We start from the raw sequence: 22,946 nt of genomic DNA, 5'->3' as shown, positions 1-22,946 counted from the left end.
TGTGTAACATTTCGTGATTACGGCAACTGATTCGCCTTTCATGAGACAAACAAATGCAAAAATATGACGAGTTACTAGTTTCTTTACGCAAGGTGATCCGTGCGATTGACTTACATTCAAAACAACTTAATAAAACAGCGGGTTTAACAGGACCACAACTGCTTATTATGCAAGAAGTGTCTCAAACTGACGGCATTACCGCGAGTCGTATTGCGCAAAATGTAAATTTAAGCCCGGCAACGGTCACAAATATTCTTGACCGAATAGAAAGCAAGAATTTGGTAACACGCGTTCGTAGTCAAATGGATAAACGCCGGGTCAGCTTATATCTTACTGAACAAGGTAAAGAATTACTCGAAAAAGCCCCTCAGCCCTTGCAAGAACACTTTATCGAAAAATTTTCAGCGCTTGCTGAATGGGAACAGAGCCTACTACTTTCATCAATGCAACGTATTGCCGCAATGATGGATGCAGATAAGCTAGATGCCTCTCCTCTTTTAGAAGTAGGCGCACTATTTCAAACTTCTACTAAAGAATAAAACGCAGTATAAAAACAATAAACTAAATTAGTCTGCCATTTTCTCCTATTTCCACACTAAAAGGCGCATCGTTGCGCCTTAATTTTTTAATCACAATCAAAACGGCTATTATGACTAAACTCTCAAAACTAACACTCGCATTAATTTTAAGTGGTGTTGCTAGCAATTCTTATGCATCAAACCTTCAACCTCTCCAAAACTAATTAACGCAGTTAAAGCAACAAGTAGATAAACTTGAAAGCAAACTCGCTGAAAAAAAGTCTCAGCAAGTAGAACAAGTTAGCAAACAGTTGCAAGCTACTTCTACAGACACTGCACAGCAAGAAAAGCAATAATCTGGATAAAAGTAGGAGATGCTATTCGCGCTAACTACGGTATAAACTCTTACGATGAAGGCAATGAAGATCGCGGTGGTGACTTTGATTTAGGGGTAGTCGCCAAGCATAAGCTTAAAGACAACTGGACACTTGATCTCGGCTTTTTTAAAAACGATGAACTGGGTGGAGTTGATGGCTCAGCATCAGACAAAAATCATCGTTACTCTTATGATATTGTTGGTAGTCGCCCTGCCGATGAAGGCACCTATGCCGAGCCTGCAAAGTAACTTGGTGAATACAACACCTTTGCTGGTCGCGCTACTTATCAGCTTGAGCATAGTAAAAATATCACCACTGACATCGGGGCATCGTTACTCAGTGGCGGACTTCACGACGGTGAATATGACTTAGACGATGGTAATAACCGCTTTGCGGTGGGTGCTTTTGACTATTATGACAGTGTATCGAGCCAAGCCACAATGACCAACTTTAATATTGCCTATGACTACGCACTAGAATGGGGCCCAGTTCCCAATCTGCAGTTTTATAACGACTATGGGATCATCGACAACAAGTCAGATAATAGCGCCAATACTTGGATGAATGTAACCGGTATGAGCATCACTGCTGGCGGATTCTTTAGTTATGTTGATTTCGTACAAGCCCGTAATCAACCCTTTATTGGCGGTACCGTTATTGGTGATGGCGATACCGGGCGCCGTTTTAATATTAATTTAGGCTATTACTTTTAATAGGTAGTGCAATCAGGAAATTCTTTTCCTTTGCTAACCCTAAATGGCTTAGTTGATAACATGCAACTAAGCCATTTTATCTTCATTTTACCTTTTAATTAGCTTACACTTTTACCGTTTAATTAATTAAAAAAGAGCTAAAGTGAGTATAAAAAACGCTTTTATTTATTATAAAAATTTCGGCTTTAAATTGCTGGGACTACTGTGTGTATTACTCGGCATTGTTGGTGTTGCCCTACCGGTTATGCCAACCACGCCGTTTTTAATTTTAGCCTTAGCCTGTTTTGCTCGCTCATCCGCGGCGCTTGAATCTTGGCTATTAAACCACCCTCGCTTTGGCACAACATTACAACATTGGCGCGCCCATCAAGTGGTTCCTGTAAAGGCAAAGTATGCTGCGGGTATAGGTATGCTAATAGGCTTTATGTTTTTATTATACAACAGCCCTCCAGCTTGGATTATTGCTCTAGTGGCTGTTGTTGAAGTGCTGATTTTAACTTACTTAATCTCTAAGCACTCAACTCCTCCTAAAAAATAAAGTGTAAAGTTTGGTAAATAAATTTGTAACAGCTAATGAAAATCATTATCATCCGTGTAAGTTAAATAAGTTTGTACCTTTTATGCCCTTTGTTAATAAACGCACTTTATATAGTACAAGTCGCACTCTACATATCTATATTTCCACCGCTTTGTTTTTTTTACTTATTCTATTTTGTGTAAGCGGTATAGTGCTAAACCATGTTGACTGGTTAAAAAACGATAAAAACAATGGCCAAATTACGGTCCAAATCCCCCAAGTTCTGCTTACTCAAGCAAATACACAATTGAATAGCCTGCCTGCTATTTATCCACAAATAGAAGCTTACTTAGCCAAACACTATGGGCTGAATAAAGTGAAAAGCATTGAATGGGAAAAGCAAGATTCACTGGTTATGCTCGACTACCCATTACCAGCAGGCTATGCCTATGCAGAGTTTGATTTTATTAGTGGCGAATTGTTACTCGATTATCAAACCGGGGGGTTTTTAAGTGTTATTGGCGATTTACACAAAGGTCGTCATTCAGGAGAAGTATGGAGCTGGGTTATTGATATATCTGCAGTACTGATGATTCTATTTGCCATCACCGGCATGATTATTTTATTTCAAAACAGAAAAAAACGCTTAGCAGGAATATGGATAACCGTATTAGGAATCGCAACACCATTGGTTATTTATTTATGCTGGGTTCCACAAATTAAAGGAGTGTTTTAATGTTCAAGTTTAAATCTTTAATTAGCACCGTATTGCTGTTAATTGCCGTGTGTTTTCACACTTCGGTGGCAGCGCAATCCCCCCAATTAGAAATCGAATTAACTTTACCTGAGTTAGATGTGCAGCCCTATCATCGACCTTATGTTGCTGTTTGGCTCGAAACACCAGAGCGTAAACATGTCACAACTTTAGCGCTTTGGGTACAAAAAGCGGAATGGTTTAAAGACCTACGCCAATGGTGGCGCAAAGCCGGTAAAAGTGATGCAAACTTCGATGGGGTTAGTAGCGCAACCAAACGCGCAGGCACTTATACCATTAATTGGGACGGAAACGATCTTAATGGCAAATCAGTTATCGCAGGAAAATACCTGTTAAATATTGAAGTTGTTCGTGAAGAAGGCGGGCGTGATTACAGCCGTATTGAGCTTGATTTAACCCAATCAGGAAAAATAACCATTGATGGCAAAAACGAATTTTCAACCAGCTTTGTCACTGTATCCGCTAGGTAGTCCCTACTTATCATTCAAATTTAAAGGAAAAATAATGAACGTTAATTTATTAAAAACAGCACTCATTGGCGTACTGAGTTTATCAACGCTGGTATCAACAGCTGCAAGTGCACATGGCCGCTGGTTACTACCTTCGCATACCTCGCTATCAGGGGATAAAGCCCATTATGTAATGATTGATGCGAGTATTTCTAACGAAATTTTTGCACCTGATAAAGCATTTCGTCCAAGCACAAAAGGCGCTGAATACGACGATACTCTGCTTATGGCACTTGCCCCAAATGGCGAGCAAGTTAGCGATACCATTCGTGCCTATTACCTACAACGCAAAAGCTCTGCTGCAGTAAAACTTCAGCAACAAGGCACCTATCATATTGCGATGACGCAAAAACCTATGTACATGACATTCTACAAAAATGCAGCAGGTGAGCGAAGCCGTGTATTCGCCAAAAAAGCAGATGCCAATCTACCTAAAGACGCCAGCGACATCACTACAATTAAAACCATCTCTACTGTTGATACCTTTGTTAGTCATAATGGTACCTCTAAACCAGCACAATTAGGTCAAGGCTTAGAGCTTAGCGGCCCAACGCATCCAAACGATTTATTTGTTGGCGAGCAAGCGCGCTTTCAGCTAATAAGCGATGGAAAGCCGGTTGGCGAAGGCATTGAAGTCAGCATTTTAAAAGGTGATACACGCTATCGTAACGAACGTGGCGAAATAAAAGTAACGACCGACAAAAACGGCATGTTTAGCACAACGTGGAAAGAGCCAGGCCTATACCTAATCGAAACCTCTCAAAAAGTGACAGTAAACGAAAAAGATGTAGACGCCAGCCGCTATGTATTATTTACCACCCTTGAAGTAGCACCTGAATAAATTTTAATTCCCTACAGGCCACATTAATCGTTTGGCCTGTAGCTTCTTTATAATTAAACCCCTTTAACAAAGCTTTAAACCAAGTTAGTCATTTTCGCTGCCTAAATAAGCATAATCCTATATTTTAGCCTCCTTGTCTGTTCCTGTTTCAATCTATTATTCCGATCACTTATTTTTATGAAAATAGTTGAATAGCTTAGTCAATTTAGATCTTTGCGATGCACTAGCCGCTTATATATGATGCGTCCTTTTCAAAATCTTCAAGGCACGCTCAATGACTTTTCAGCATTTATCAGCTAATAAAAAATTAGCACTTAGCTTGGCTATTACCACCGCACTTGGCGCCTCTTTTTCAGCTGCGAATGCGGCTGAGCAAACTAACCAAGTCGAAGAAAATATCGAAGTAATTTCAGTAACAGGCACGCGCCGCAGTTTGCGTAGTATTGCGCAAAGTACTGTGCCTGTAGATATTATTAGCAGTGATGATATGGCAAGTACGGGGCAACTTGAAATTAGCCAAGTGCTCGCTAACCAAGTACCAAGCTTTAACTACCCAAGTGCCACACTCTCTGATGGCACCGATCATGCTCGCCCAGCGGTTTTAAGAGGCCTTGCACCCGATCACACTTTAGTCCTTATTAACGGTAAGCGTCGCCACTCTGGTGCGTTATTAAACTTAGGGGGCACGGTTGGTCGCGGCTCTACCGCGGTTGATTTAAACATGATCCCAACCTCTGCAATTAAGCGTGTTGAAGTTCTGCGCGATGGGGCTGCAGCACAATATGGTTCTGACGCCATTGCGGGAGTAATCAATATTGTTTTAAAAGATGCCACCGAAGGCGGCAGTGTTAGCGTAACTTATGGCCAATACGACAGCCAAATGGCCGGTGTACCGCAACTAAATAGCACTTATGCGGATGATAACGGCAACCTTGCATTTAATTTAGGCGACGATCGTCACGTTAACGACGGTAGTACCCGCACAATTAGCACAAACTCAGGTTTTTCATTAACAGACAATGGTTTTGTAAATGTATCAGTTGAATACCGTGATAACGACTCAACTCAACGCTCTGGTTTTGATCCGCGCGAACAATACAGCCGCCTAGATGATGGCAGCCTAGACCCACGCGAATTTACAATTGATCGCTACAATCACCGTTTTGGTAAAGCAGCGCTGGAAGACTACGCTTTGTTTTACAATATGGGATACGATTTAGAGAATGGCTTTAATGTTTACTCATTTGGTAGCTATTCAGAGCGTGAAGGTAACTCGGGCGGATTTTACCGTCGTGCAAAAGACAGCCGCAATGTTTTAGAGCTATACCCTAATGGCTTTTTGCCACAAATTGCTACCGACGTAAAAGATTACTCGCTGGCACTTGGTTTACAAGGCGATAGTGGCGACTGGACTTGGGATGTAAGCACCAACTACGGCCGAAATGACTTTGGTTTAGGGGTTGTAAATAGCCTCAATACTTCTTTAGGTACTAATAGCCAAACTGAGTTTGATAACGGCGCCATGGTTTACGATCAATTTTTAGTTAATTTTGATGCCAATACCAGCGTTGATTTTGGTCTACCCGATGATGTATTTTTCACTATTGGTGCTGAATACCGCCGTGAAAGCTATAAAATAGAGCAAGGCGAGGAAGCCTCTTATATTACTGCGCTTGATAACAACGGCAACCCAATTGCTGCTGGCGGTGCGCAAGTGCTTCCTGGGTTTGGGCCGCAAAGCACAACCAATGAAAGTCGTCATAATGTTGCTGTATTTGCTGAATTTGATACTTACTTAACTGATAAATGGAATGTTGTTTTAGCCAGTCGTTATGAAGATTACAGCGATTTTGGTAACACATTTACTTCAAAATTAGCCACGCGTTACAGTATTAACGACAACCTATCGTTACGTGGTGCGGCAAGTACTGGCTTTCGTGCGCCGTCACTTGCACAAAGCTCGTACCGTCAAATATCGACTATTCTCGAAAATAACCAGCCTTTTGAAGTTGGTCTATTCCCAAGCTCTGCTCCTGCAGCTCAAGCGTTAGGTGCAAAACAGCTCGATGCAGAAGACTCAGTTAACGTTACCGCTGGATTTGTTTACACTCAAGGTGGCTTTAGCTTAACAGTTGATGCGTACCGCATTGATATTGATGACCGGATTGTACTCTCTGAAAACTTAAGCGGTAACGCTGTACAGCAAATTCTAGCGAATGCTGGCGAGCTAAATACCGAAAGTGTTCGTTACTTTACCAACGCAATCAATTCGCGCACGCAAGGTGTTGATATTGTGGCAACGTACACACTTGATTTAAATACATTGGGTGATGTGCGCTTAAATGCGGCGGCAAACATTAACGATACCGAAGTGACTCATGTAGATGCAAACCCGAGCGAGCTAAATTCTTTAGGCGATGACTACGTGGTATTTGCCCGTCGTGAAGTAGGCCGTTTTGAGCAAGGCACACCCGATAACAAACTAAACCTATCGGCTGTTTGGAGCTTTAACCAATGGCAAACAACCTTGCGTGCAACTCGCTATGGGGAAGTGGCAGATATTTCAACCACCAGCGAGGGTGATGAATATTTAGATGCTAAATGGATTGCCGATTTAGAAGTCGCTTATCGTCCTAACGAAGCGTGGAAATTTGCAGTGGGTGCAAATAACTTGTTCGATCAGTACCCTCAAGCAACGGTAGATAATATTGGCTACTCTAACTTTGGCCAAATATTTCCGTACACGCCTTACACACCCTACAGTTTAGATGGGCGCTTTTTATACGGTAACATTACTTACAATTTTTAAGTAAAACGCCCATTAATAATAGAGTAATTACAAAAGGATGCAGTGTGCATCCTTTTTATTAACATTTAGTATTTTTAACCATATTTTGGCATTTTAACTTTTTAATTACTGCTGCCACCTCGTATAAAACAACAACTTACATTTCGGCCTCAATTTTGCTCCATACTTTGTATATTAACTAAAATAATCAATATCAAAGGACTAAACATGAGCACATCAACTCTATTGAACTTCACTAAGCCCGTTTCATTAATTAGTGGCATTTTATTACTCAGCGGTTGTGTATTTCACATATCGCCCAGTGTCGCATCAGTTAAACAAACCCAGCAGCTTTCACTGCCAAGCAATAACCTTGAGTACTTAACGATATTAAGTGGTGCCGGTTCGCTCGATATTCAGGGCTCTAATACTGCAACCAGTATTAGCGTTGATGCCATCATTTACACCGCCGACATTGACGATGAATACGAACTCACCCTTGAGAAAAGCGGTACACAAGCAAAACTTGTTGCACAAAATAAAAGTAATAATGGGATTAGCTTTTACAGCGGGCAATCACCAAGTATCAATTTAGTTGTTACCGTACCTAACACCCTAAATTTAGATATTAACGACGGCTCAGGCGATATTGTTATTAACGAGATGCAAAGCAATATTGATGTAAAAGATGGTTCTGGCAGCTTATCTATCAATAGTGCTAAAAACCTAAATATTGATGATGGCTCGGGCAGTATTTACGTAAAAAATGTGGTCGGCGACTTAGTATTAAATGACGGCTCAGGCAGCATTGATATTGATAATGTCAGTGGTAATGTCGCTATTGAAGATGGCTCGGGCGAAATGCAAGTTACTAACGTAACAGGCGTATTAAATGTTGAAGATGGCTCGGGCGGCATAACTATTAAACATATTAATGGCGCAGTCACCGTAGACGATAACTCAGGAGATATGTTGATTGAACATATTGGCTCAAGCGTGACGATTGATGATGGCTCTGGCGATATTCGCGTTAATTACGCTAAAGCGCTAACTATTACAGAAGCAGGCTCGGGTGATGTCAGTATTGATAATATTTCAGGCACTGTAAAATTAGACCGCTAATACACTAATAAAGCGAAATAAATGGCAGTTCATTACATCCGTTATTGTATTTTACTAACACCTAAGCCATGATAAATGTCTTGAAATTATTAGGATAAATGCGTGTTAGAAATTGCTTTAATTTATTTAGCCGCCGCCATTGTAGCTGTTCCTATTGCCAAACGACTTGGCTTAGGATCAGTACTGGGTTATTTAATTGCTGGCATACTAATTGGTCCCTATGCATTGGGAGTCGTAGGGGATCAAACCGATATAATGCACTTTGCCGAATTTGGCGTAGTGATGATGCTATTTTTAGTCGGACTTGAACTACAACCCTCACGACTATGGAAGCTTCGGCATTCTATTTTAGGGCTTGGTGGCTTACAAGTGGTGCTAACTGCGGCGGTTATTTTTGCCTTTTGTTATTGGTTTTTTAGCATGCATTGGCAAACCGCATTGGCCATTGGTTTAATGCTGGCACTTTCCTCTACCGCAATTGTATTGCAGAGCCTCGAAGAAAAAGGCTGGTTAAAGCAAGAAGCTGGGCAAAATGCATTTTCGGTTTTATTATTTCAAGATATCGCCATTATTCCTATTTTAGCGCTACTCCCCTTACTGGCCTTTGCTGCACCAAGTAGTTCAAAACAAATTAGCGATTCAATCATTGCAGGCTGGCCTGTTTGGCAACAAGTAGGCGTCTCTGTTGGCGTTATTGCCGCTATCATTGCTGGTGGTAAATATGTGTCGGCACCACTGTTTAGATACATAGCACAAACTCACATGCGTGAAATATTCACTATTTTTGCATTGTTTTTAGTCGTGGCTATTTCGCTTGTAATGCACAGTATTGGCCTATCACCTGCTTTAGGTACTTTTTTAGCCGGTGTAGTATTGGCCGAAAGTGAATTTAGACACGAATTAGAAGCCGACATAGAGCCCTTTAAAGGATTATTACTGGGACTATTTTTTATCACTGTGGGGGCTTCAATTAATTTTGAGCTATTATTTAATCAATTTAGTACCGTGGTTGCTTTAGTTGCCTTATTAATTGTCATTAAAGCCTTCATTTTGTTTGCCCTTGCTGTCACATTTAAAATTAGCTCAAAGCAAAAACTATTGTTTACATTGGCACTAGCACAAGGTGGTGAATTTGCTTTTGTACTTTTAAGCGTGAGCACCACATTAAGTATTTTAACCCCAGAACAAACCAGTCTAGTGACCTTAGTGGTTGCGGTATCTATGTTGATAGCCCCTTTATTACTGATGCTGTATGAACAAATACAAAAACGCAGTAGTAGCACTAAGCCTGAGTTTGATAAACCAGAACAAATAAATACCGCTAAACACGTAATTATTGCGGGCTATGGCCGCTTTGGGCAAATTATGGGACGTTTATTACATGCACAAGGCTACGAAATTACCGTACTTGATCACAGCCCAAGCCAAATAGAACTGCTGCGCCGCTTTGGTAACACTGTATTTTACGGTGATGCTGCTCGCCAAGAACTGCTTGAAGCCGCGGGCGCGCATACAGCACAAATGCTGGTTGTTGCGATTGATAACCCAGATAAAACCATTGAAATTATTAAGCTGGCACATAAAAACTACCCCCAATTAAAAATAGTGGCGCGCGCAATCGATCGTCGCCATGCGTATCAATTACTGAATCTAAAAGTGGATGCATTTAACCGCGAAACCGTCGACTCAGCCATTAACTTAGCCATAGAATCACTGCAGCTACTTGGCAATAGCAAAGAAGACGCTGAGCGTGCTGGTAAATTATTTAGGGATCATGACCGTGCATCTGTGTTACAACTTTCTGAGCTTTGGGGAGATGATGCCAGCTACGGCGTTGCAGTACGCCAACGTATGGAAGATTTAAAACAGGTATTACAGCAAGATAAGCAAGCACAGCAAAATTTAAATACCTGTGATGCCAACGATTATGAAAATGGCTTAACAGAAGACTCTGCTAAGCCTAAAAAACGACCTAATGGTGATGCCCACCTTGAATAGCCTCACCTTGAGGATTATAAAAACCGGTGGCGCCGTGCTCTATAAAACCTAGGTTAATCATTTTTGCTAAAAATGGGTCGCTTTCGTTATCGCCAATGTCGGCATAGTCGGTGGTTTGAAAGTTATCCCATTTTGCAAACTGAGCCTTAATAGCTGGTGTGTCATTTTGCACCGCGTCTAAGCTAAGCGACGTGCTTGCTTTATTCGCTAGGTTACTAATACTAAATGTTTTTACTAGTTTTGAATGGGTAAAAAATGCCAAGTTATACTGAGAGTTATTTTCTTCTAAGCTGTAATTTTTTATTTCGTTGCAGCCTTCGCCTTCGGTGCTTACTAATGTCATTTTTTTAATGAGATGATTATCTACCAGCTGTACTTTTGCACTCCAGTTTTGCACTCCTTGCACCTCTGATGGCTGATATTCAATACCGCGCTGCTGCGCATTAAAATAACGAATAGGTCGTATTTGATTGTTGCTAGTATACTGCCAAAGCTCTGTAATAACTTGGCTTTGGTGCGCCACTTGTTGCTCATTTCGCCAAAGGATGAGAGTTTGGCTGTTTGCCTTATTATTTTTAAGCGTTTGTGGAGCCTTATTAATAATAGTGTAAGTGGCTTTTAATACCTGTGGATTTATATCGCACTGCTCAGCAAAGCTGCTTGCGCTAAATAATGCGCTCATTATTAAAAATACTTTTTTCATTGGGCTATCTCTTTAGTTAATCGCTTTTAGCTTAATTGCCTTTATCATAACCAAAAATAATGGCAGTTTAATGACATAAAAAAACCCACACAGTGTGCGGGTTGTTTTATATCGCAAGGTTTATTGCGCTACTTTTTCATCCGCGGCTTTTACAAAGTCAGCGGCAAAGTCCATAACATGGAATAAAAAGCTTTGCTCATTAGTACCTGTTACTAAATGCGCCCCAGGGCCCATTGCATACACACCTACATCTTCGCCTGCGTGAGTTTCTGATGATAGTGGCACAAGTGCCTCTTGGTGAAAACCTGGCGTTGTAGTATCAACATTACTTAAATCAACACGCCCTGTAACGGGTGCTGCTAAGTAAGATGCATCAGCATCGGTTTCTGCACCTAGGTCTCTGTAACCCAAACCATTAGTGTAACCAACTGTAGTATAAGGCATATCGTCGGCAGCAAGGCTGGGCTCTGTTTGCCCTACACCAACCACTTTACCTAAAATTGGGTTACCGCGTTTAGGGTAACCCGCAATGGTAAATACGTGACTGTGATCGGCTGTTACTACAATTAGCGTCTCTTCTGGGTTGGTGTTTTCCATCGCTACTTTTACTGCTTTAGCCAGCTCTACAGTATCGTTAAGTGCGTTGTATGCATTACCCGCATGATGCGCGTGGTCAATACGTCCCGACTCAACCGTTAAGAAAAACCCTTGCTCGTTATTATCAAGCACATCAATCGCTTTTTCGGTCATTTGTGATAATGAAGGCTCGCCTGCAATATCATTGCCACGGTCGGCTTCGTACTGCATGTGAGATTCATTAAATAAACCAAATACACGCTCAGTTGTGGTTGCATCAATAGCAGCAAAACCCGCTTGATCCATCACATAAGCACCATTTGGATATTGCGTTTTCCACTCGGCGGTTAAGTCGCGATTATCTGTACGATCGCCCTCTACAGCACTAACAGCATCAGCTGAGTTAAACGCGGCATCTTTTGGTAAAAAGTGACGACGCCCGCCACCCATAACCACTTCAATTCCGTCTACATCAACACCACTAAAACGTGCTTCTAGGTTCTTTTCAAAGTTAACCAGCTGTGAGGCAATATCTTCACAATTAGCTGACTCAGAAGCAGGCATATCTGAAATATCTTCCCAGTTACGGTCTGCCGATTTAGCGTAGGTTGCCGCAGGTGTTGCATGGGTAATACGCGCAGTAGAAACAATACCCGTAGACTTACCGGCAATCTCAGCCAGCTCTAATGACGTAACAAGCTCATGTCCTTTGCCTGATGTACAACTACCACGTTCAACCGCTTCGTCTATACCAATTACACCCACATCGGTTTTTACACCTGAGGCCATTGCCGTCATTGTACCGGCAGAATCTGGCGTTTGTGCATCCACATTATAGGTTTTTACAAACCCAGAGTACGGCATGGTTTCAAAGCTTAATTGGTGATCTTCACCCATTTCACCCTGTAATTGCCCCGCTAAAATACGAGCAGCTGTCACAGTAGAAATACCCATTCCATCGCCAACAAACAAGATCACATTTTTAGCTTTACCCGATTCAGTTACCACTTTACTTGCAGCATCTTGCGCGCCGGCGAGCTTAGTTTGTGCATCACTAAACCATACGTTATTGCTAAGAGACGCCAGCTGCTCACTCGTTAATGAGGTGGCTGGGTCGTTACAGACTAAGTTAGTGTGCGTTACTTCGTTGCCCTCTAATTGCCCGTTTGTATTGGTATCAACACCGCTTTGTGTTTCTACGCCGCCATTGATACATTGCGCAGATCCCACTGCAATTGGGAGATCGACCGCTAAAATATTATTGCTGTTTTTGTCGTCATCACTCGAACACCCCGTTAATGCGACCATTACTGCTAAAGAAAGTACTGTTAATTTATTCATGTGAGCCGCCATTATTGCTGAGTTAGTTCAAGAGCTTGATTTATTAAATGAAATACAACGTTTTGCTCAATAACACCTTGAGCTAGGTGAGCACCCGGTCCGGTTGCATGCAGTGAAATATCTTCACCTGCGTGTGTTTCAGAGCTCAGTGGTACCGTGGTTTCTTGGTGAAAACCTGGCGTTGTTGTATCAACACCATTTAGCTCAACACGTCCTGCAACCGCAGCTGTTTCATAGCTTGCGTCCGCATCCGTTTCATCGATTAAGTTTCTAAAACCGAGGCCGTTTGCATAACCTACTGTGGTGTATGGCATGTTATCAGCAGCTAGCGTTGGTGTAGTTTGCCCTACAGCAACCACTTTACCTAAAATTGGGTTACCACGTTTAGGGTACCCTGCAATAGTAAATACATGGCTGTGGTCAGCTGTAACTAAAATAAGGGTTTCTTCTGGATTGGTGTTATCAACGGCAGCTTGTACTGCTTTTGCAAATTCAATGGTGTCATTAAGTGCATTGTATGCGTTACCCGCATGGTGAGCATGGTCAATACGGCCCGACTCTACGGTTAAGAAAAAGCCTTTTTCGTTTTTACCCAGTACATCAATCGCTTTGGTGGTCATATTGGTAAGCGACGGCTCACCAGCTATATCGTTTGCACGGTCAGCTTCGTATTGCATATGCGATTCGTTAAATAAGCCAAATACTTTAGTGGCGTCATCGGCAATAGCATCAAACCCAGCTTGATCCATCACATAAGTGCCATTTGGATATTGTGTTTGCCACTCAGTAACAAGGTTACGCTCATCGGTACGATCGCCTTCTACTGCGCTCATAGCATCAGTAGAATTTGCCGCGGCCTCTTTTGGTAAAAAGTGACGACGGCCGCCACCCATAACAAAATCTAAGCCATCAACATCGGTTCCGACAAAGCGTGCTTCTAGGTTTTTTTCAAAATTAACCAGCTGTGAGGCAATATCTTCACAGCCAGCATTCACTGCTGCCTCAGGCATGTCTGAGATATCTTCCCAGTTGCGATCAGCCGATTTAGCATAGGTTGCCGCAGGCGTTGCATGGGTAATGCGGGCAGTAGAGATAATTCCTGTTGCTAGGCCTTTAATTTCAGCAAGCTCAGTGGCTGTAAGTAACTCATTACCAGCCACCGTTGAGCACTCACCGCGCTCAATTTCTTCATCAACACCAATAACACCTACATCGGTTTTAACCCCTGAGATCATCGCAGTCATTGTGCCTGCAGAATCCGGTGTTTGTGCATCTACGTTGTATGTTTTTACTTGTGCTGAGTACGGGAACTTTTCAAAGCTTAAATAACCTTCTTCACCTAAGTTGCCCGCTCTTTGCCCTTGTAAAATACGTGCTGCGGTAAGGGTAGATACACCCATACCGTCGCCCACAAACAAAATAACATTTTTAGCTTTAGTGTTTTTAATTGCCTGCGCTTGCGTTGTTTTTGTTGTTAGTTTTGCTTGGGCAGCGCTGTACCAGCTGCTGTCTTTTTGACTTTGCGGTAAAACATTGGCATGACTAACGGCACTAAACGCACAGGTTAGTGCGATTGCCGCAGCAACTTTTTTAATTTTCATCCGTAATTCCCATTATGTAGTGGTTATTTTTGCTTGAAGCCTAAGCCTCAAATAAGTAACCGCAGCACTATAAAAAACAGATGTGACCTCTAAGCGTATTTTTAATTAAAAAAAAATGACTAAATCATTACAAAATTAAGACACAAAAAAAGCGCAGCGGTTAACCGCTCAAATAAAGGTAACCATGGCGAGTTGCCAAAAGTACCCGGATTTTTAATTGGCTTTGTTATTTTAATGCTTATTAACAGCACCTTTAACCTACCAGCTATCGTGCTCGAAACCGCTAACGAGCTTTCTCGATTCTTTTTAATTGCCGCCATAGCCGCTATTGGTATAAAAACAAACTTAGGCAAACTCACCGAGGTGGGCTTAAAACCAATAATAATGATTGTTGCTGAAACAATTTGGATACCACTGTTAATACTTGGCTTTGTATTGTGTAGTTAAACCTTGAGCGTATTGAGTGGATTGCCTACAATAGCGCATCACTTTTTAATAAAGATTAAAATCATGACCGATTCAACAAAACCAGCATTACCTGATCAGCTTTCTATTAATCCACGCAGCAAGCATTACGTAGAAGAAGTGTTTGAACACGAAATTGGCGTAAAGTTAAACGGTAAAGAGCGCTTTGATGTAGAAGAATACTGCATTAGCGAAGGCTGGATTAAAATTGCCGCACCTAAAGCGCTAGACCGCCGCGGCCAACCTTTACTTATGAAAGTAAAAGGCACGGTAGAAGCGTTTTACAAGTAATTGCTTACTTGTAAAAAGAAAAGCGACACCTTACTGGGTAGTCGCTTTTTTTGTGCCTTTTAAAAACAGCTTTAACATGTTGAACTTTTTTCATACTCAACCTGATGAAGTTTCATTATGAATTTTCAAAAAGTATGTTTGAATAGCCCAACCATTTAGACGTATAAAAGTCTATTATAAGCAAATTAATAATATTAGATGGCGGCATGGGTTGTGAACTTAAACGCATGGGCGCGCCATTTTCACAGCCACTTTGGAGTGCACAAGCTTTAATAGAAGCACCACAATGTGTAACTCAAGCGCATCAAGCTTTCATAAGTGTGGGCGCTGAAATTATTACAGTAAATAGCTATGCGTGTGTCCCCTTTCATTTAGGTGAAACGCTTTACCAAGCACAAGGTGCAGCACTTGCACAGCAAGCTGCTGTAATTGCAAAAAAAGCAGCTCAAAACACTAATCAAAACGTGCTAGTTGCGGGTTCATTGCCACCCGCATTTGGATCGTACCGTGCTGATTTTTTTCAAAGTGAACGCGCATTTACTATTTTAAATACCCTGTATAAAGCACAGGATGAATATGTAGATGTTTGGATTGGTGAAACCATATCAAACATTGAAGAGTCGCGGGTTATGGCAAGGGTACTTAAGAATTCAAACAAACCATGTTATTACGCATTTACCTTAAATGATGAAGTAAGCGAACAAGCGACATTGCGCTCTGGTGAATTAGTATCCGACGCTATCTTAGCATTACTCGAACATAATATAACGGGCATACTCTTCAACTGCTCTATTCCTGAGGTTATAGAGCAAGCCTTTAGCGATACCAACGCGGTATTAGCCAAGCAAAATAAACATCTTGATTTAGGAGTCTTTGCAAATGGTTTTACACCAATCGCCAGCGATTATAAAGCCAATGAAGGCTCGCAAGGTTACCGCGACTTATCACCCGCTGAGTATGTAGCGTTTGCAAAGCAATGGCATAGCCTAGGCGCAACAATTATTGGCGGCTGCTGTGGTATTGGCCCCGAATTCATAGCAGCGCTGGTAAAGTGGAAAAGCGATATTGAAGCGCTTTAATATCATTTATTTAATTACAAAAGTATCGAGAATCCCTTTCGAGCTTATTGACTGATTCCCAATACCCAATCGAGCCCTTGTATTATTTAGAACGGCCTCGCCAGCCACTCCACACATCATTTTCTGGGTTAGCTTTATTTTTTTTCTTTTTCTTGCCGGTGCCTTCGGGCTTGGCCATGGGTTTATCGTTTTTAAGCGCATCAGCTGCATCAAGATTCGCTTGGTTTACTGCAAAGCCTGCTACCTCTTCGCGCTCTAAGCGTAGTTTATTTTTCTTTTCGATAATTCTAAAGTGATGGAAGTCTTCATAATCAATTAACGATAACGCTAGGCCAACTTCACCGGCACGGCCGCTGCGGCCAATACGGTGCATGTAATCAGCGGGGCTGCGCGGTAAGTTAAAGTTAATAACAACAGGCAGTTTGGCAATATCTAAACCACGGGCTGCTATATCGGTGGCAATAAGTACTTCTATTTCGCCCGCTTTAAATTTTTCGATTACGCGAGTACGCTCACTTTGGCCTTTATCACCATGGAATACTTGTGCATTCACGCCGCGCTTTTCAAGCTTGCTGGCTAAGTGCTCACAATCTTTTTTAGCGTTGACAAATATCAGCGCTTGGCGCCATTTGTGCTGCTTAATTAAATGCGCTAAAACCGTGGTTTTTTCGCCTTTATTAACTGTAAATACGCGCTGTACTAAGGTGCTTTCGTCTTTACTCTGAACTTGTATTTCAACCGGATTATTTAACAGCGATTGCGTTAAAAGCGTTACTTGCTCTGGGAAAGTAGCTGAAAACAACATGGTTTGCTTTTTAGCAGGCATAAGCGCTAATAAGTTAGCCAACTCTTCGGTAAAGCCTAAGCTTAATAAGCGGTCGGCTTCATCAAGCACTAAGGTATTTACTTTATCAAGCTTAATGGCGTTGCTTGAGATTAAATCGAGTAAACGCCCTGGGGTTGCTACGATAATATCAGCACCACCGCGAAGTGCCTGCATCTGGGTATTAACCGACACACCACCAAATACCGCCACCGTTTTAATGGCGCCATTAAAGTGTGCAGAATACGATTTAACATTATCAGCTACTTGCGTTGCAAGCTCACGGGTAGGTACCAAAATAAGCCCTGAAACAAAGTTATCTTTGCTAGCAGTTTTTTTAGCACCTTGCGCTAAAAATAGCGTTTGTAGCATAGGCAAGGCAAACGTTGCTGTTTTACCTGAGCCGGTATTTGCCCCCGCAATTAAATCGCTACCAGCAAGTACACTTGGGATCGCCTTAGCTTGAATTGGCGTAGGCTGGCTATATTGTAAATCAGTTAAACGAGCAATTAGCTCTGGAATAAGGCCAAGATCGTTAAAAGTACTAGGGCTTGCGGCTGAGGTCATATTTATTACGGGCTTATTGCTAAAAAAGTAGCCTGTAATTTTAGCGTATTTAGCAGCTATTAAGTAGAGATTAGTGATTTAAATAATATTTAACTACAACTAATAAAAAGACGCTTGCGCGTCGTTTTTATTTAACAGTAACTAAAAACCCTAGTTACGCTTATCAAACTCTGCCTGCAACCTAGCTTTTGTTTCTCTTAAATAATTTATATAAGGATATGAGTCATCTGCAATGGCTAAAGCAGACTCCATCTGTTCAAGTGCTTGACGAGTATCACCTTGCATTTCATAGCCATAAGATAGGGCAGAAAGCGCATCAGCTGATTTTGGGTAGTTTTTTATATTGTACTTAAACACCTCTATAGCGCGGGTAAACTGCTTGCTGCCCGTTAAGTTATAACCGAGCGATCTAACAGCGCGATCCGGTGGTGATATTTGCTCGCCCCATTGCTGAGATAATGTTTGATAATAAGCATCAATAGAAGCTACATCGTCAGTTAAAGCACTGATTGGCATTTGCTTAGGTAAAAATAAGTTGTAATAGGCATTAAATACGCCAGCAACAGAGGTTAAGCCATGTGAGATACCATCAAACGCATCATTAAAAAAGCGTAACCCCCGCACTTTAGGCGATTGCATACCTTGCAGCAATTCATCATACCTTTCCCGCATTATGCCGGCTTCTTCGCCGATATTGATGTAAACGTAGTTATTCAGGTCTTTCGTTTTAGTTATAAATGATTTTGTGCTTTTTACCATTGCGCCATAATTCCACCAAACAGCAGGGCTATACGCAATATGCGCTTGAAATAACTCAGATTTGGCCTGCAACGCATACAGCGCAAATACACCACCAGCAGATGCGCCAGCAATAACCTTATAGTCATGCGTGCGATAGTTCTTATTTACTAAAGGAATGAGCTCTTGTTCAAAGAACGCTAAAAACTTTGCCGCGCCGCCCCCTTCACCGACAGGCCCTTGTGGTTCCTTGTTCACTGTAGGATACATATCTCTAAGTCGATTAGTGTTTTCAATAGCGACAATAATAACCTCAGGCGCACGATTATCATTTTGTAAACGCTCAATAACAGCACTAGCAAGCGGTATATTACCCGCGCCATCTAAGCGATATATGACAGGATATACCTTATTTGGCTCAGCTTGATAGCTCTTTGGTAACTGTACAACAACAGTGCGTTCTTCATTTAAAACAGTAGATTTAAATGTATGTGTGTACTGAGAATAATCAGCACTTTGCTGTTTAATGCTAGCTTGTGCAAAGGCACTTTGTGAACTAAAAATACTAAAGCTAACAAAAAAAATAACGGTTAATAAACGCATGACTAATCCCTTAGAGAATAATAAGTTACTTAAGCTAACAGAGTTTCAGGCACAAAAAAAGCGCCTTAAGCGCTTTTTTAACATTAATAAAAAACTATAACCTGTTGATTTTACTCAACTGTAACCGATTTTGCTAAGTTACGTGGTTGGTCAACATCTGTGCCTTTAATGACCGCTACATAGTACGACAGCAACTGTAGTGGAATTGTATATACAACAGGAGCAATTACGTCGTCTACGTGGTTTACGTTGATTACACGCATTGTGTCGTCTGACTCAAAGTGTGAATCTTTATCAGCGAATACATAGATGATGCCGCCACGTGCACGTACTTCTTCTACGTTTGATTTAAGCTTTTCAAGCAGCTCGTTGTTTGGTGCTACAACAATAATTGGCATGTCGGCATCAATCAGTGCTAATGGGCCGTGTTTAAGCTCACCTGCTGCATAGGCTTCTGCGTGAATGTATGAAATCTCTTTAAGCTTAAGCGCGCCTTCCATTGCAATTGGGTATTGTGAACCGCGACCTAAAAACAGTGAGTGATGCTTATCAGCAAACTCTTCTGCAAGGTCAGCAATGCCATCAGCCAATAGTAGCGTTTCTTCTAATTTAGCAGGAAGTAATTTAATAGCGTTAACAATCGTGCTTTGATCTAAGCCTTTCTCTTGCGCAATAGACGCAGTAAGCATTAACAAACCAACAAGCTGCGTAGTAAATGCTTTAGTAGAGGCTACACCAATTTCAGCGCCTGCTTTGGTCATAAAGGCAAGGTCGGATTCGCGTACAAGCGATGAGGCTGGTACGTTACAAATAGTCATTGACCCCATATAGCCTTGCTCTTTGGCTAAGCGCAGTGCTGCTAGCGTATCGGCTGTTTCACCCGATTGTGAAATAGTCACAAGTAGGCTGTTTTCGTGTACATACGATTGGCGGTAACGAAACTCAGAGGCTATTTCTACGTTACAACTAACACCTGCAAATTGCTCAAGCCAGTAACGAGCAACCATACCTGAGTGGTATGACGTACCACAGGCAATAATTTGTACGTGTTTTACATCTTTAAATATTTGCTGTGCGCTGTCGCCAAAAGCATCAATCGCTACGCGGTCATCGTTTAAACGTCCTTCAAGGGTGTTACGTACTGCAAGTGGTTGCTCATAAATTTCTTTTAACATGTAGTGACGGTAATCACCTTTACCTGATGCATCTTGTGTAATGTTTGATTCAACAACTTCACGCTCAACCGCGTTGCCATCGGCATCAAAAATTTCTACTGTGTCGCGAGTAATGCGCGCTACATCACCTTCTTCTAAGAAGATAAAGCTGCGAGTCACCGGTAATAATGCAAGTTGATCAGAAGCAATAAAGTTTTCACCAAGGCCTAAACCAATAACTAACGGGCTGCCTGAGCGCGCTACAATAATTTCGTTATCATTCGCTTTATCGAACACAACTGTACCAAATGCACCTTCAAACTGTTTAACAGCAGCTTGAACTGACGCTAATAAAGTGGTGTGCTGCTGACGTAACTGATGAATTAAATGCACCATTACTTCGGTGTCGGTATCTGATAAAAACTCGTAACCGTCGCCTTTAAGTGCTGCACGCAAACTTGCGTGGTTTTCAATGATACCGTTATGTACAAGCGCTAATTGATTGCTTGAAACATGTGGGTGAGCATTGGCTTCAGTTACACCGCCATGAGTTGCCCAACGAGTGTGTGCAATACCTGTGTGACCGCTAACACCAGCTTGTTCAAGTGCTGATTCTAAGTTTACAACCTTACCAACTGCTTTAACTGTATTAAGAGTATTACCCTCAAGTAAAGCTACACCTGCTGAGTCATAACCACGGTACTCAAGACGTTTAAGGCCTTCAACTAAGATTTTATTTACTGGACGTTCTGCAACAGCCCCAACGATTCCACACATAGTGTCTCCATTAATTTTTTAATTCTAGCAACTCACGGCGTAGTTACTAATCCATAATCTCTGCGCAAATTAGTTTTACACCACATGCCTCAATCGCTGCGCGTTTATCATGCGCTAAGCCACTGTCGGTTATTAATGTGGTTACTGTTTGCCACGGTAATTCTAAATTTGGTATTTTTCGGCCGATTTTTTCTGACTCAACCAGCACAATAACTTCACGCGCCGCTTTAGCCATCACTTGGCTTAGCCCAACAAGTTCATTAAACGTGGTTGTTCCTCGTGCTACATCAATGCCATCGGCACCAATGAACAGCTGATCAAAATCATATGAGCATAGTACATTTTCGGCTACTTGCCCTTGAAACGATTCTGAATGCGGATCCCACGTGCCACCTGTCATCAAAAGGGTTGGCTCGTTTTCAAGTGCTAATAAACGCGTTGCTACTTTAATCGCGTTCGTCATAACAACTAACCCCTGCTTGGTAGCCAACTCAGGGATCATCGCTGCTGTTGTACGCCCGCTGTCAATAATAATGCGGTTATGATCTTTTATAAGCGCCGCTGCTGCCTGAGCAATGGCTACTTTGCGCTTAGAATCAATCTCATCGCTTACAATCTCTTTTGGTAGCGCAATAGCTCCACCATAACGGCGCAGCAACAAGCCACTTTTTTCAAGCGCGGTTAAGTCTTTTCGAATGGTTACTTCTGATGTTTGAAACTGTTCAGCAAGAGTCTCAACGGCCACTTCACCAAGCTCATTTACTTGGCTAAGGATCAGATGACGGCGTTGCTGAGTGTTTCGTTTGGTCATTAAGTAACTGCTATTAAGTTTCGTTTCGAAAGTTAGTGGATTTTAAACGAAACATTATAAATGGCAAGTGAATGCATAAAAATAAAGCAATTTTATTCAAATTATCATCATGCATAAAGTAGGTTAAGCTAGGCACCATTATTTAAGTTAAACAAAATTGATATGCAGTCATTTAATAGTATTAGTAAAGAGAATCTAGCGCAGCGAAAAGCTGTGCACGAAATTTGCCGCTTATTTAATAAAAGCCCCAGTAAAGGTAATTTAAAGCGAATAAAAGAATTATGCTCACACTGTGGTGATGGAGTAATTATTGAAGCGGGCTTTCATTGTGACTATGGCTCGCAAATACATATAGGTGATCGTACTTTTATAAACATTAACTGCACTGTATTAGATGCACCAATTAATGAAGGAGTGATTAAGATTGGTAGTGACTGCTTAATTGGCCCTAATGTTCAGCTATTAGCAGTTTCACATGCTGTGAACCCAACTGAGCGCCTCAATAAAGAAAATTTTGCAGCACCAATTTCTATAGGTAATAACGTATGGATTGGCGCGGGAGTTATTGTGTTAGCTGGTGTTACCATTGGTGATAACACTGTTGTTGGTGCGGGTTCAGTGGTAACTAAGAGCATTGCATCAAATACCGTGGTTGCCGGCAATCCAGCACGTGAAATAAGAAAGTGCTAAGGATCATCGTTAAGCCTTAGACTCACATTTACCCTTATACCTCGAACCCATATTTTCACTTTATTCCAGACGTAAAAAAGCCCGACTATTTCTAGTCGGGCTTTCTCTTATTTGGAGTCGGTGCGCTACGCAGTAGAGTGTCGTGGTGCCCACAGCGGTAGAGAGCCACATAGCAGATGTATAGAGTCGGCTTTAGGCGCTTATTATTTTCCTTTTACCTGATGCCCTTTACCTTTCACCTGCGCTTTCACTTTCCTGCATACGTAAAAAAGCCCGACTATTGCTAGTCGGGCTTTCTCAATTTGGAGCTTGGTGATGTCGTGGTGCCCACAGCGGTAGAGAGCCACATAGCAAATGTATAGAGTCGGCATTAGGCGCTTATTATTTTCCTTTTACCTGATGCCTTTTACCTTTCACCTGCGTTTTTACTTTCCTGCAGACGTAAAAAAGCCCGACTATTGCTAGTCGGGCTTTCTCAATTTGGAGCCTGGTAATGTCCTACTTTCACATAGCAAATGCTACACTATCATCGGCGCTGTTTCGTTTCACTACTGAGTTCGGCATGGGGT

At 41.8% G+C, this 22,946-nt stretch carries 19 protein-coding genes and 1 pseudogene; 13 read left to right on the top strand and 7 right to left on the bottom strand.

What is annotated here, in order from left to right; translation table 11 throughout:
* Window positions 1-53: 53 nt before the first annotated feature.
* The 9 genes and pseudogenes from MTN96_RS27795 (at window position 54) to MTN96_RS27755 (ending at window position 10,158) form a co-directional block, all read left to right on the top strand.
* Window positions 54-539 carry a MarR family winged helix-turn-helix transcriptional regulator gene (locus MTN96_RS27795; protein ID WP_008466785.1) on the top strand — a complete coding sequence of 162 codons (486 nt, stop codon included), beginning with the start codon at window positions 54-56 and terminating at the stop codon, window positions 537-539.
* Window positions 540-649: 110 nt separating this feature from the next.
* A pseudogene (locus tag MTN96_RS27790) lies at window positions 650-1,608 on the top strand (hypothetical protein).
* Between the two features lie 142 nt (window positions 1,609-1,750).
* On the top strand, window positions 1,751-2,146 hold the full coding sequence (locus MTN96_RS27785) for a YbaN family protein (RefSeq protein ID WP_036980673.1): 396 nt from the start codon (window positions 1,751-1,753) through the stop codon (window positions 2,144-2,146).
* Between the two features lie 82 nt (window positions 2,147-2,228).
* The gene (locus tag MTN96_RS27780; protein ID WP_036983344.1) at window positions 2,229-2,861 is read left to right on the top strand and encodes a PepSY-associated TM helix domain-containing protein; all 633 of its coding nucleotides are present in this window, start codon (window positions 2,229-2,231) and stop codon (window positions 2,859-2,861) included.
* A complete protein-coding gene (locus MTN96_RS27775; protein ID WP_013466240.1) occupies window positions 2,861-3,370 on the top strand; it encodes a DUF2271 domain-containing protein in 510 nt (169 codons plus the stop codon). The genes MTN96_RS27780 and MTN96_RS27775 overlap by 1 nt, the downstream gene beginning before the upstream one ends.
* Window positions 3,371-3,404: 34 nt before the next feature.
* Window positions 3,405-4,250: a DUF4198 domain-containing protein gene (locus MTN96_RS27770; RefSeq protein WP_069438887.1), complete on the top strand. Its 846-nt coding sequence runs from the start codon at window positions 3,405-3,407 to the stop codon at window positions 4,248-4,250.
* A 274-nt stretch (window positions 4,251-4,524) separates the two neighbouring features.
* Window positions 4,525-7,059 (top strand): TonB-dependent siderophore receptor, encoded by a 2,535-nt coding sequence (locus MTN96_RS27765; RefSeq protein ID WP_248533499.1) that lies wholly within the window; start codon window positions 4,525-4,527, stop codon window positions 7,057-7,059.
* 207 nt (window positions 7,060-7,266) lie between these two features.
* Entirely contained in the window at window positions 7,267-8,160 is an 894-nt protein-coding gene (locus MTN96_RS27760; protein WP_248533497.1) for a DUF4097 domain-containing protein, read from the top strand.
* A 102-nt stretch (window positions 8,161-8,262) separates the two neighbouring features.
* Entirely contained in the window at window positions 8,263-10,158 is a 1,896-nt protein-coding gene (locus tag MTN96_RS27755) for a monovalent cation:proton antiporter-2 (CPA2) family protein (RefSeq protein WP_248474556.1), read from the top strand.
* Here the strand turns inward: MTN96_RS27755 and MTN96_RS27750 are convergent.
* The 3 genes from MTN96_RS27750 to MTN96_RS27740 form a co-directional block, all read right to left on the bottom strand.
* Complete coding sequence (locus tag MTN96_RS27750; protein ID WP_248474557.1) at window positions 10,133-10,861, bottom strand: hypothetical protein; 729 nt, start codon at window positions 10,859-10,861, stop codon at window positions 10,133-10,135. The two genes, MTN96_RS27755 and MTN96_RS27750, sit on opposite strands and share 26 nt — an antisense overlap.
* Before the next feature lie 120 nt (window positions 10,862-10,981).
* Window positions 10,982-12,778, bottom strand: a complete 1,797-nt coding sequence (locus tag MTN96_RS27745; protein WP_248533495.1) for an alkaline phosphatase — start codon at window positions 12,776-12,778, stop codon at window positions 10,982-10,984.
* An 11-nt stretch (window positions 12,779-12,789) separates the two neighbouring features.
* Window positions 12,790-14,379 (bottom strand): alkaline phosphatase, encoded by a 1,590-nt coding sequence (locus tag MTN96_RS27740; protein WP_248533493.1) that lies wholly within the window; start codon window positions 14,377-14,379, stop codon window positions 12,790-12,792.
* Window positions 14,380-14,502: 123 nt separating this feature from the next.
* Between MTN96_RS27740 and MTN96_RS27735 the strand changes: the two genes are divergently transcribed.
* The 3 genes from MTN96_RS27735 (at window position 14,503) to MTN96_RS27725 (ending at window position 16,214) form a co-directional block, all read left to right on the top strand.
* Window positions 14,503-14,826: a putative sulfate exporter family transporter gene (locus tag MTN96_RS27735; RefSeq protein ID WP_308200739.1), complete on the top strand. Its 324-nt coding sequence runs from the start codon at window positions 14,503-14,505 to the stop codon at window positions 14,824-14,826.
* A gap of 63 nt (window positions 14,827-14,889) precedes the next feature.
* Window positions 14,890-15,135, top strand: a complete 246-nt coding sequence (locus tag MTN96_RS27730) for a DUF3297 family protein (protein WP_036980685.1) — start codon at window positions 14,890-14,892, stop codon at window positions 15,133-15,135.
* Window positions 15,136-15,311: 176 nt separating this feature from the next.
* A complete protein-coding gene (locus tag MTN96_RS27725; protein WP_036980687.1) occupies window positions 15,312-16,214 on the top strand; it encodes a homocysteine S-methyltransferase family protein in 903 nt (300 codons plus the stop codon).
* Between the two features lie 82 nt (window positions 16,215-16,296).
* Here MTN96_RS27725 and MTN96_RS27720 read toward each other — a convergent pair whose 3' ends face one another.
* From MTN96_RS27720 to MTN96_RS27705, 4 genes are all read right to left on the bottom strand, one after another.
* Window positions 16,297-17,604, bottom strand: coding sequence for a DEAD/DEAH box helicase (locus MTN96_RS27720; RefSeq protein ID WP_036980689.1), 1,308 nt, complete (start codon window positions 17,602-17,604; stop codon window positions 16,297-16,299).
* A 150-nt stretch (window positions 17,605-17,754) separates the two neighbouring features.
* On the bottom strand, window positions 17,755-18,945 hold the full coding sequence (locus tag MTN96_RS27715; RefSeq protein WP_036980691.1) for an alpha/beta hydrolase-fold protein: 1,191 nt from the start codon (window positions 18,943-18,945) through the stop codon (window positions 17,755-17,757).
* Window positions 18,946-19,055: 110 nt separating this feature from the next.
* A complete protein-coding gene (gene glmS, locus MTN96_RS27710; RefSeq protein ID WP_248533491.1) occupies window positions 19,056-20,876 on the bottom strand; it encodes a glutamine--fructose-6-phosphate transaminase (isomerizing) in 1,821 nt (606 codons plus the stop codon).
* Between the two features lie 46 nt (window positions 20,877-20,922).
* On the bottom strand, window positions 20,923-21,687 hold the full coding sequence (locus MTN96_RS27705; protein WP_036980693.1) for a DeoR/GlpR family DNA-binding transcription regulator: 765 nt from the start codon (window positions 21,685-21,687) through the stop codon (window positions 20,923-20,925).
* Between the two features lie 162 nt (window positions 21,688-21,849).
* Here MTN96_RS27705 and MTN96_RS27700 point away from each other — a divergent pair, with 162 nt between their 5' ends.
* Entirely contained in the window at window positions 21,850-22,377 is a 528-nt protein-coding gene (locus MTN96_RS27700; protein WP_036980694.1) for a sugar O-acetyltransferase, read from the top strand.
* Window positions 22,378-22,946 lie beyond the last annotated feature (569 nt).

It is taken from the genome of Pseudoalteromonas sp. 2CM28B, from assembly GCF_023161935.1.
The sequence above is the reverse complement of the archived record's forward strand: the minus strand, read 5'-3'. Positions and strand labels throughout refer to the sequence as shown.

What these genes read in the sequence shown, in the direction of transcription:
- MTN96_RS27795 (WP_008466785.1), top strand. Translation starts at nt 54, where the DNA reads ATGCAAAAATATGACGAGTTACTAGTTTCTTTACGCAAGGTGATCCGT.
- MTN96_RS27780 (WP_036983344.1), top strand. Translation starts at nt 2,229, where the DNA reads ATGCCCTTTGTTAATAAACGCACTTTATATAGTACAAGTCGCACTCTA.
- MTN96_RS27775 (WP_013466240.1), top strand. Translation starts at nt 2,861, where the DNA reads ATGTTCAAGTTTAAATCTTTAATTAGCACCGTATTGCTGTTAATTGCC.
- MTN96_RS27770 (WP_069438887.1), top strand. Translation starts at nt 3,405, where the DNA reads ATGAACGTTAATTTATTAAAAACAGCACTCATTGGCGTACTGAGTTTA.
- MTN96_RS27765 (WP_248533499.1), top strand. Translation starts at nt 4,525, where the DNA reads ATGACTTTTCAGCATTTATCAGCTAATAAAAAATTAGCACTTAGCTTG.
- MTN96_RS27760 (WP_248533497.1), top strand. Translation starts at nt 7,267, where the DNA reads ATGAGCACATCAACTCTATTGAACTTCACTAAGCCCGTTTCATTAATT.
- MTN96_RS27750 (WP_248474557.1), bottom strand. Translation starts at nt 10,861, where the DNA reads ATGAAAAAAGTATTTTTAATAATGAGCGCATTATTTAGCGCAAGCAGC.
- MTN96_RS27745 (WP_248533495.1), bottom strand. Translation starts at nt 12,778, where the DNA reads ATGAATAAATTAACAGTACTTTCTTTAGCAGTAATGGTCGCATTAACG.
- MTN96_RS27740 (WP_248533493.1), bottom strand. Translation starts at nt 14,379, where the DNA reads ATGAAAATTAAAAAAGTTGCTGCGGCAATCGCACTAACCTGTGCGTTT.
- MTN96_RS27730 (WP_036980685.1), top strand. Translation starts at nt 14,890, where the DNA reads ATGACCGATTCAACAAAACCAGCATTACCTGATCAGCTTTCTATTAAT.
- MTN96_RS27720 (WP_036980689.1), bottom strand. Translation starts at nt 17,604, where the DNA reads ATGACCTCAGCCGCAAGCCCTAGTACTTTTAACGATCTTGGCCTTATT.
- MTN96_RS27715 (WP_036980691.1), bottom strand. Translation starts at nt 18,945, where the DNA reads ATGCGTTTATTAACCGTTATTTTTTTTGTTAGCTTTAGTATTTTTAGT.
- glmS (WP_248533491.1), bottom strand. Translation starts at nt 20,876, where the DNA reads ATGTGTGGAATCGTTGGGGCTGTTGCAGAACGTCCAGTAAATAAAATC.
- MTN96_RS27705 (WP_036980693.1), bottom strand. Translation starts at nt 21,687, where the DNA reads ATGACCAAACGAAACACTCAGCAACGCCGTCATCTGATCCTTAGCCAA.
- MTN96_RS27700 (WP_036980694.1), top strand. Translation starts at nt 21,850, where the DNA reads ATGCAGTCATTTAATAGTATTAGTAAAGAGAATCTAGCGCAGCGAAAA.